The following is a 9,712-nucleotide window of genomic DNA, read 5'->3' as shown; positions in this document are numbered from 1 at the left end:
ACCTTCCTCGACGCCCTCGCCCACCACCGGCAGGCCCAGGGCCTCCCGGCCACCTCCCTCGCCTGGGGCCTCTGGGAACAGACCAGCGACATCACGGGCGGACTGGCGGACGTCGACCGCAAGCGCATGACCCGCGCGGGCCTCCGTCCGCTCTCGTCCACCCACGCGATGCAGCTCTTCGACGCCGCGCACACCACGGGAGACGCGGTCCTCGCGGCGACCGGCATCGACACCGCCGCCCTGCGCGCCCGGGGCGACGGAGCCCTGGTCATGCTCCGCGGGCTCGTCCCCGCGGCTCCTCGCCGCGCCGGAACCGCCGTCGCCGCAGCAGCAAGCGCCGGTTCAGCGTTGGCCGGCCTGTCCGCGTCGGAGCGGGAGAAGGCGCTCGTCGATCTGGTACGGACGCACGTGGCCTCGGTGCTCGGCCACGCCGACCACACCGCCATCGACGCCGACCGGGCGTTCCAGGAGCTCGGCTTCGACTCCCTGACGGCCGTCGAACTCCGTAACCAGCTCAACACCGCCACCGGCCTACGCCTGCCCACCACGCTGATCTTCGACTACCCCACGCCCAGCGCACTCGCGGCCCACCTCGGAGTGGAGATCTCCGGCACAGCGGCCGCCCAGGCGGTCGTCGAGACGAGTACGCCGTCGACGGCCGACGAGCCGATCGCGATCGTCGGCATGGCCTGCCACTACCCCGGAGGCGTGGCGTCCCCCGACGACCTGTGGCGACTCGTCGCCGACGGCACCGACGCCATCACCGAGTTCCCCGCCAACCGGGGCTGGGACATCGAGAAGCTGTACGACCCCGACCCCGACAACGCCGGTACGACGTACGTCCGTCACGGCGGTTTCCTGCACGAGGCGGACCAGTTCGACCCGGAGTTCTTCGGGATGTCGCCGCGCGAGGCGACCGCGACCGACCCCCAACAACGACTCCTCCTGGAGACCGCCTGGGAGACCTTCGAGAGCGCCGGAATCGACCCGGCGACCGTACGCGGCACCAACACCGGCGTCTTCACCGGCGCCATGTACGACGACTACGCCTCCCGCCTCACGAGCACGCCCGAGGAGTACGAGGGCTTCCTCATGACGGGGAACCTCTCCAGCGTGATCTCGGGCCGTCTGTCCTACACCTTCGGCCTCGAAGGCCCGGCCGTCACGGTCGACACGGCGTGCTCGTCGTCGCTGGTCGCCCTGCACTGGGCGGCGAACGCGCTGCGCAGCGGTGAGTGCGACCTCGCCCTCGCCGGCGGTGTCGCCGTCATGTCGACGCCCACCGCCTTCGTCGAGTTCTCGCGCCAGCGTGGTCTCGCCGCCGACGGCCGGTGCAAGCCGTTCGCCGACGGCGCCGACGGCACCGGCTGGTCGGAGGGCGTCGGCCTGCTCCTGGTCGAGCGCCTGTCGGACGCCCGTAAGAACGGCCACAAGGTCCTGGCCGTCGTACGCGGCTCCGCCATCAACCAGGACGGCGCCTCCAACGGCCTGACCGCACCCAACGGCCCGTCCCAGGAACGTGTCATCCGCCAGGCGCTCGCCAACTCCGGCCTCAGCGCGGCCGACATCGACGCCGTCGAAGCCCACGGCACCGGCACCCGCCTCGGCGACCCCATCGAAGCCCAGGCGCTGCTGGCCACCTACGGCAAGGAGCGGCCGGAGGGTCGCCCCCTGTGGCTCGGATCCCTGAAGTCGAACATCGGCCACGCGCAGGCGGCGGCCGGTGTCGGCGGAATCATCAAGATGGTGCAGGCGATGCGGCACGGCGTGCTGCCGAAGACGCTGCACGTCGACGCACCGACCGGCCACGTCGACTGGACCGCGGGCGAGGTCGAACTCCTCACCGAACAGCGCCCATGGCAGGCCGACGACCGGGTCCGACGCGCGGGCATCTCCTCCTTCGGCATCAGCGGCACGAACGCCCACGTCATCATCGAGGAGCCCGAGGCAGCCGAGGCGCCCGCCGAGGAGAGCGCGAGCTCGACTCCTGCGCCGACTGCGCTGCCGGTGGTTCCGTGGGTCCTGTCCGCCAAGACCCCGGGGGCCATGGAGGCTCAGGCGGCCCGGCTCCTGGCCCACGCCGAGTCCACGGACGCGGCGCCCGTGGACGTCGCCTGGACCCTGGCCACCGGCCGCTCCCTGCTCGACCACCGCGCCGTGATCCTCGGCCGCGACCACGACCAACTCCTCACGGGCCTACGCGCCCTGGCCACGGGAGCCTCCGCACCGGGCGTCGTACGAGGAACGCGTACCGGCGGGAAGACCGCCTTCGTCTTCACCGGCCAAGGCGCTCAGCGCATCAACATGGGCCTGGAGCTCTACGAGGCGTTCCCGGCGTACGCCTCCGCCTTCGACGAGGTCACCGCCGCACTCGACCCCCACCTCGACCGACCACTACGCGACGTCATCGCCTCCGGCGCAGGCCTGGACGACACCGGCTGGACGCAGCCCGCACTCTTCGCCACCGAAGTCGCCCTGTATCGACTTGTCTCCTCCTGGGGCATCACCGCTGACATCGTGGCCGGACACTCCATCGGCGAACTCACCGCCGCCCACATCGCCGGCATCCTCACCCTCGAAGACGCCGCCCACCTCGTCGCAGCACGAGCCCGCCTCATGCAGGCCCTCCCTGTCGGCGGAGCCATGGTCGCCCTCCAGGCCACCGAAGCGGACATCACACCTCTGCTGAACGACAGGGTCGCGATAGCCGCCATCAACAGCCCGACGTCCCTGGTCATCTCAGGCGACGAAGAAGCAGTCCAGAGCATTTCCTCCGTGCTGGAGCAGCAAGGCAGGAAGACAAAGCGACTCACCGTCTCCCACGCCTTCCACTCCCCCCACATCGACCCCATGCTCGACGAGTTCCGCGCCATCGCAGCCCAGCTGACGTACCAGGCACCCACCATCCCGGTGGTGTCCACCCTCACCGGTCGACCGGCAACGGGCGACGACCTGCGCACCGCCCAGTACTGGACCGACCAGGTCCGCGGAGCCGTCCGCTTCGCCGACGCGGCCAACAGCCTCAACGACCTCGGCGCCACCACGGTCGTCGAAGCAGGACCCGACGGCGTCCTCACCGCCATGATCCAGAACACCACCGACCAGCTCACCGCAGTACCACTCCTGCGCCGCGACCGCCCCGAACCCGACACCCTCCTCGCGGCAGTCGCCCACCTCCACACCCACACCACCACCCCGGTCGACTGGCAGACCTACCTCCAAGGCACCGGCGCAACACCGACCAACCTCCCCACCTACGCCTTCCAACACCAGCGCTACTGGCTCGACGCCCCCACCACCACCGGCAACCCCACCGACCTCGGCCTCACCCCCACCGGCCACCCCCTCCTCGGCGCAGCCATGCCCCTCGCCGACCGCGACGAACACATCTTCACCAGCCGCCTCTCCCACCACACCCACCCCTGGCTCACCGACCACACCGTGGCGAACACGGTGCTCGTACCCGGGACCGGCTTCCTGGAGCTGGCGGTTCGTGCGGGGCAGCATGTCGGCGCGGGGGAGGTCGAGGAGCTGACTCTGGCGGCACCCCTCGTTCTGCCCGAGCGCGGCGGCGTCCAGCTCCAGGTCGTCGTCGGACCCGCCGACGAGACCGGCCGCCGCGCGCTTCAGGTCCACTCGCGCTCCGACGCGTACGGGGACGAGAACCGGCCCTGGACCACCCACGCCATCGGCGTACTCACCACGGTCGACAACCGATCCGCGAACACCGCCGACCTGACGGCGTGGCCGCCCGCCGGTGCCGTAGAGGTCGAGCTGGATGGCGTGTACGAGCGCCTGGCCGAGCAGGAGTACGGCTACGGCCCCGCCTTCCAGGGCCTGCGCCGCGCGTGGAAGGGCGCGAACGAAGGCGAGGTGTTCGCCGAGGTCGGCCTCGCCGACGAACAGCGCACGGACGCCGGCCTCTTCAGCCTCCACCCCGTCCTGCTGGACTCCGCCCTGCACGCACTCCTTCCGGGTGTGGTGGACGCGACCAGGGACGCCGCTCTGCCGTTCACGTGGTCGGGCGTGACCGTGTACGCCGTGGGTGCCTCGATGCTGCGCGTACGGCTCACCCAGACGGGCCCGGAATCGGTGGCCCTGGACCTCGCCGACGCCACCGGCGCCCCGGTCGCCACCGTCGCCTCCATGGCCTACCGCCCGCTCTCCAAGGACGCCCTCCGCACGGCCGGATCTGCGGCCGCCCGCGACGGGCTGTACCGACTCGACTGGTCGCGCATTCCGCAGCCGTCCGAGCCGGCCCCTGGTCTCGCCTGGGCGGTGGTGGGCGACAGCGAGCCGCTGGGAGGCGAGGCGTACCCGGACCTGAGGAGTCTGGTCGAGGCGATGGATGCCGGGACGGCCGCCCCGGCCGTCACCGTCGTCCCGCTCGTCTCGACGCCGACGCCGGCGTCAGGGACCGGCGAGAACGTGCCCGCTGCCGCCCACGTCGCTCTGCGCGAGCTCTTGGAACTGGTGCAGGGCTGGCTGGCGGAGGAGCGGTTCGCCGACTCCCGCCTGGTGGTCGTGACGACGGGCGCCGTGGCCGCGAACGCGGACGACGACGTACCCAACCTCGCCCACGCGGGCGTATGGGGCCTGCTCCGCACCACCCAGACAGAACACCCGGACCGCATCATCCTCCTCGACGTCGACACCATCGGCGACGCGAAGACCCTGCCCAAGTCGGTCACGGCCGCCCTCGCCTCCGGCGAACCGCAGATCGCGATACGAGCAGGCGAACTGCGCGTACCCCGCCTCGCCCGGACCGGCCCCGCGACGGACCCGGACGCGCAGACGCCCGACTGGAGCACGGGCACGGTCCTGATCACCGGAGCGACCGGCGCACTCGGCGGCGTCCTCGCACGCCACCTCGTCACCGAACACCACACACGCCACCTCCTCCTCCTCAGCCGACGAGGCCTCGACGCACCCGGCGCAACCGAACTCCGCGACGAACTCACCACCCTCGGAGCCACCCACGTCGACGTCATCGCCTGCGACGCAGCAGACCGCGACGCCCTCGCCCGAGCCCTTCAGGACATACCCGCCGACCACCCCCTGACCGCCGTCATCCACACCGCCGGCGTCCTCCATGACGCTCTCTTCTCCTCCCTCACGCCCGAGCACCTGGAGCACGTCCTCAAGGCGAAGGTCGACGCGGCGTGGAACCTGCACGAGCTGACGCGCGACCACGACCTGGCCGCCTTCGTCCTGTACTCGTCACTCGCCGGCCTGGTGGGCACGGCGGGACAGGCGAACTACGCGGCGGGCAACACCTTCCTCGACGCGCTCGCCCACCACCGGCAGGCCCAGGGTCTCCCGGCCACCTCCCTCGCCTGGGGCCTCTGGGAGGAGACCAGCGACATCACGGGCGGGCTGGCGGACGTCGACCGCAAGCGCCTCGCCCGCGCGGGCCTCCGTCCGCTCTCGTCCACCCACGCGATGCAGCTCTTCGACGCCGCGCACACCACGGGGGACGCCGTACTCGCCGCGACCCGCATCGACACCGCCGCCCTGCGCAGCCAGGCCGGTGACCCGCTGCCGCTCTTCCGCGGCCTCGTGCCCGCAGCGCCTCGCCGCGCCGGAGCCGCCCTCGCTTCCGCGACGAGCGATGGTTCGTGGTGGGCGAACCGGTTGGCAGGACTCACCGCCACGGAAGGGGAGAAGGTACTGATCGACCTCGTACGGACGCACGTCGCTTCCGTACTGGGCCACGCCGACCACACCGCCGTCGACGCCGACCGGGCGTTCCAGGAGCTCGGCTTCGACTCCCTGACCGCTGTCGAACTCCGCAACCAGCTCAACACCGCGACCGGACTCCGACTCCCCACCACCCTCGTCTTCGACTACCCCACGCCCGCCGCCCTCGCCGCCCACCTCCGTGTGGAGTTCTCCGGCGCAGCGACGAGCCAGGCAGTCGTGGAAGCGACGACGGCCTCGGCCGACGAGCCGATCGCGATCGTCGGCATGGCCTGCCACTACCCCGGAGGCGTGGCGTCCCCCGACGACCTGTGGCGACTCGTCGCCGACGGCACCGACGCCATCACCGAGTTCCCCGCCAACCGAGGCTGGGACCTGGAGCGCATCTACGATCCGAACCCCGAGAACGTCGGCACGACGTACGCACGGGAAGGCGGCTTCCTGCACGACGCGGATCTCTTCGATCCGGAGTTCTTCGGGATGTCGCCGCGCGAGGCGACCGCGACCGACCCCCAGCAACGACTCCTCCTGGAGACCGCCTGGGAGACCTTCGAGAACGCGGGGATGGTTCCCTCCACCCTGCGCGGCAGCCGCACGGGCGTGTTCACGGGCGTCATGTACCACGACTACGGCTCGCGGGTGCAGACCATCCCCCAGGAGCTCGAAGGCTTCCTGGCCAGCGGCAACGCGGGCAGTGTGGCGTCGGGCCGGCTGTCGTACACGTTCGGCCTCGAAGGGCCGGCCGTCACGGTCGACACCGCCTGTTCCTCGTCCCTGGTCGCCCTGCACATGGCGGCGAACGCGCTGCGCAGCGGTGAGTGCGACCTCGCCCTCGCCGGCGGTGTGACCGTCATGTCGACGCCGCTCTCCTTCGTCGAGTTCTCGCGGCAGCGGGGTCTGGCCCCGGACGGCCGGTGCAAGCCGTTCGCCGACGGCGCCGACGGCACCGGCTGGTCGGAGGGCGTCGGCCTGCTCCTGGTCGAGCGCCTGTCGGACGCCCGTAAGAACGGCCGCAAGGTCCTCGCGGTCGTGCGTGGTTCGGCGGTCAACCAGGACGGCGCCTCCAACGGCCTGACCGCACCCAACGGCCCCTCCCAGGAACGCGTCATCCGCCAGGCCCTCGCCAACTCCGGCCTCACCGGCGCCGACATCGACGCCGTCGAAGCCCACGGCACCGGCACCCGCCTCGGCGACCCCATCGAAGCCCAGGCACTCCTCGCCACATACGGCCAGGAACGATCCCACGACCGCCCGCTCTACCTCGGATCCCTGAAGTCCAACATCGGCCACACCCAGGCAGCCGCCGGCGTGGCAAGCATCATCAAGATGGTGCAGGCGATGCGGCACGGCGTGCTGCCGAAGACGCTGCACGTCGACGCACCGACCGGCCACGTCGACTGGACCGCGGGCGAGGTCGAACTCCTCACCGAACAGCGCCCATGGCAGGCCGACGACCGGGTCCGACGCGCGGGCATCTCCTCCTTCGGCATCAGCGGCACGAACGCGCACGTCATCATCGAGGAGGTCGCCGAGGAGACGACCGCCCCGGCTTCCGAACCGGCGATTCCGGTACCGGTCGTCCCCTGGACCCTGTCGGCCAAGACCCCCGCAGCACTGGAGGCCCAGGCCGCCCGACTCCTCACCCACACCGAGTCCACGGACCCGGCGCCCGTGGACGTCGCCTGGACCCTGGCCACCGGCCGCTCCCTGCTCGACCACCGCGCCGTGATCCTCGGCCGCGACCACGACCAACTCCTCACGGGCCTACGCGCCCTGGCCACGGGGGCCTCGGCACCGGGCGTCGTGCGGGGAACGCGTACCGGCGGGAAGACGGCCTTCGTCTTCACCGGTCAGGGCGCGCAGCGCATCAACATGGGCCTGGAACTGTACGGGGCGTTCCCGGCGTACGCCTCCGCCTTCGACGAGGTCACCGCCGCACTCGACCCCCACCTCGACCGACCACTACGCGACGTCATCGCCTCCGGCACAGGCCTGGACGACACCGGCTGGACCCAGCCCGCACTCTTCGCCACCGAAGTCGCCCTGTATCGACTTGTCTCCTCCTGGGGCATCACCGCTGACATCGTGGCCGGACACTCCATCGGCGAACTCACCGCCGCCCACATCGCCGGCATCCTCACCTTGGAGGATGCGGCCCGCCTCGTCGCGGCACGAGCCCGCCTCATGCAGGCCCTGCCCGTCGGCGGAGCCATGACCGCCCTGGAAGCCACAGAGGACGAGATCACGCCCCTGCTGAACGACAGGGTCGCGATAGCCGCCATCAACAGCCCGACGTCCCTGGTCATCTCAGGCGACGAAGAAGCAGTCCAAGCCATCGCCACCACGATGGAACAGCAGGGCAGGAAGACAAAGCGGCTCACCGTCTCCCACGCCTTCCACTCCCCCCACATCGACCCCATGCTCGACGAGTTCCGCGCCATCGCAGCCCAACTCACCTACAACGAAGCGCAGATCCCCGTCGTCTCCACCCTCACCGGTCAGCCCGCAACAGGCGACGACCTCCGCACCGCCCAGTACTGGACCGACCAAGTCCGCGGAGCCGTCCGCTTCGCCGACGCCACCACCAGCCTCAACGACCTCGGCGCCACCACCGTCGTCGAAGCAGGACCCGACGGCGTCCTCACCGCCATGATCCAAAGCACCACCGACACCCTCACCCCCATCCCCCTCCTCCGCCGCGACCGCCCCGAACCCGACACCCTCCTCGCAGCAGTCGCCCACCTCCACACCCACACCACCACCCCGGTCGACTGGCAGACCTACCTCCAAGGCGCCGGCGCAACACCGACCAACCTCCCCACCTACGCCTTCCAACACCAGCGCTACTGGCTCGAATCGGCCCACACGGCCACCGACGCAACCGGCCTCGGCCTCACCGACACGGGCCACCCGCTCCTCGGCGCCACCGCCGCCCTCGCCGGGTCCGACGAGACGCTCTTCACCAGCCACCTCTCCCTCGGCACCCACCCCTGGCTCACCGACCACACCGTCGACGGCATGGCCGTCCTCTCCGGTGCGGCGCTGGTCGAGCTGGCCGTCCGGGCCGGCGACGAAGTCGATGCGACGGTGCTCGACGAACTCCACCTCGCGGCGCCCCTCACCATCCCGTCCCACGGCGGCGTCCAGCTCCAGGTCCGTATCGGCGCCCCCGACGCGACGGCTCACCGTTCCCTGACCGTTCACGCCCGGCCCGACGACTCCCCCGAAGGCCTGTGGACCCTCCACGCCCAAGGCCGTATCGGTACGGGTGACGGTGCCGGGATCACGCCCGATGGCGTCGCCGTAGCCGACACGGAGTTGATCGATCTGACAGAGGAGCGTGTGGGTGAAGCCACGCGATTCGGCCTGCATCCCGCGCTGCTGGACATGGCCCTCGCGGACCACGGACTGCCCGAGCGGGACGGACACGTGTGGACCCCCGCCACCTGGCGAGGCGTACGCCTGCACGCCACCGGCGCCACCGCCGTACGAGCCCACCTCACCCCCACCACAGCGGACGCGGACGGCACCACCCTCACCGTCCTGCTCACCGACCAGACCGGCCGGCCCGTCCTGACTGTCGACTCCGTCACCTACCAGGCCACCCCCCTGACGGAGTTCGCCCTCGGCGCCTCGGGCAGCTCGGCACTCGACCTGTTCGAGGTCCGCTGGCTCGCGACTGTTCTGCCGCAGCCGGCAACACCTCCCACCTGGGGTGTCCTCGACCACGACAGCAACGCGGCTCAGCAGCCCGCCTACGCACGCGCCGCGCACTACGCGGACATCACGGCCGTCGCCAAGGCAGTCGAGTCCGGCACCCAGCTCGACGCCGTACTCCTCCCCTGGGCCCCCGCGTCGGACGTCACGGACATCACGGCGCTGCCGCTCGACTTCACGTTCCGAACCGAGCAGGTAGGGGCTCTGGTGCAGGAGTGGTTGGCGGACGAGCGTCTGACCCGCACCCGCCTCGTCGTCCTCACCCACGGCGCCGTCACCACACCCACCACACCCC

General features: G+C 71.3%; 1 protein-coding gene. It reads left to right on the top strand.

What is annotated here, in order from left to right; genetic code table 11:
* The coding region (locus tag ACIPPS_RS32475; RefSeq protein ID WP_401439728.1) for an SDR family NAD(P)-dependent oxidoreductase at positions 1-9,712 on the top strand (9,712 nt) is incomplete at both ends.

Origin of the sequence: Streptomyces sp. NPDC090127 (assembly GCF_044746945.1) — a bacterium.
In the GTDB taxonomy this organism is placed as follows: domain Bacteria; phylum Actinomycetota; class Actinomycetes; order Streptomycetales; family Streptomycetaceae; genus Streptomyces.
Note: the sequence above shows the minus strand (reverse complement) of the source record. Positions and strands in the feature narration are given on the sequence as shown.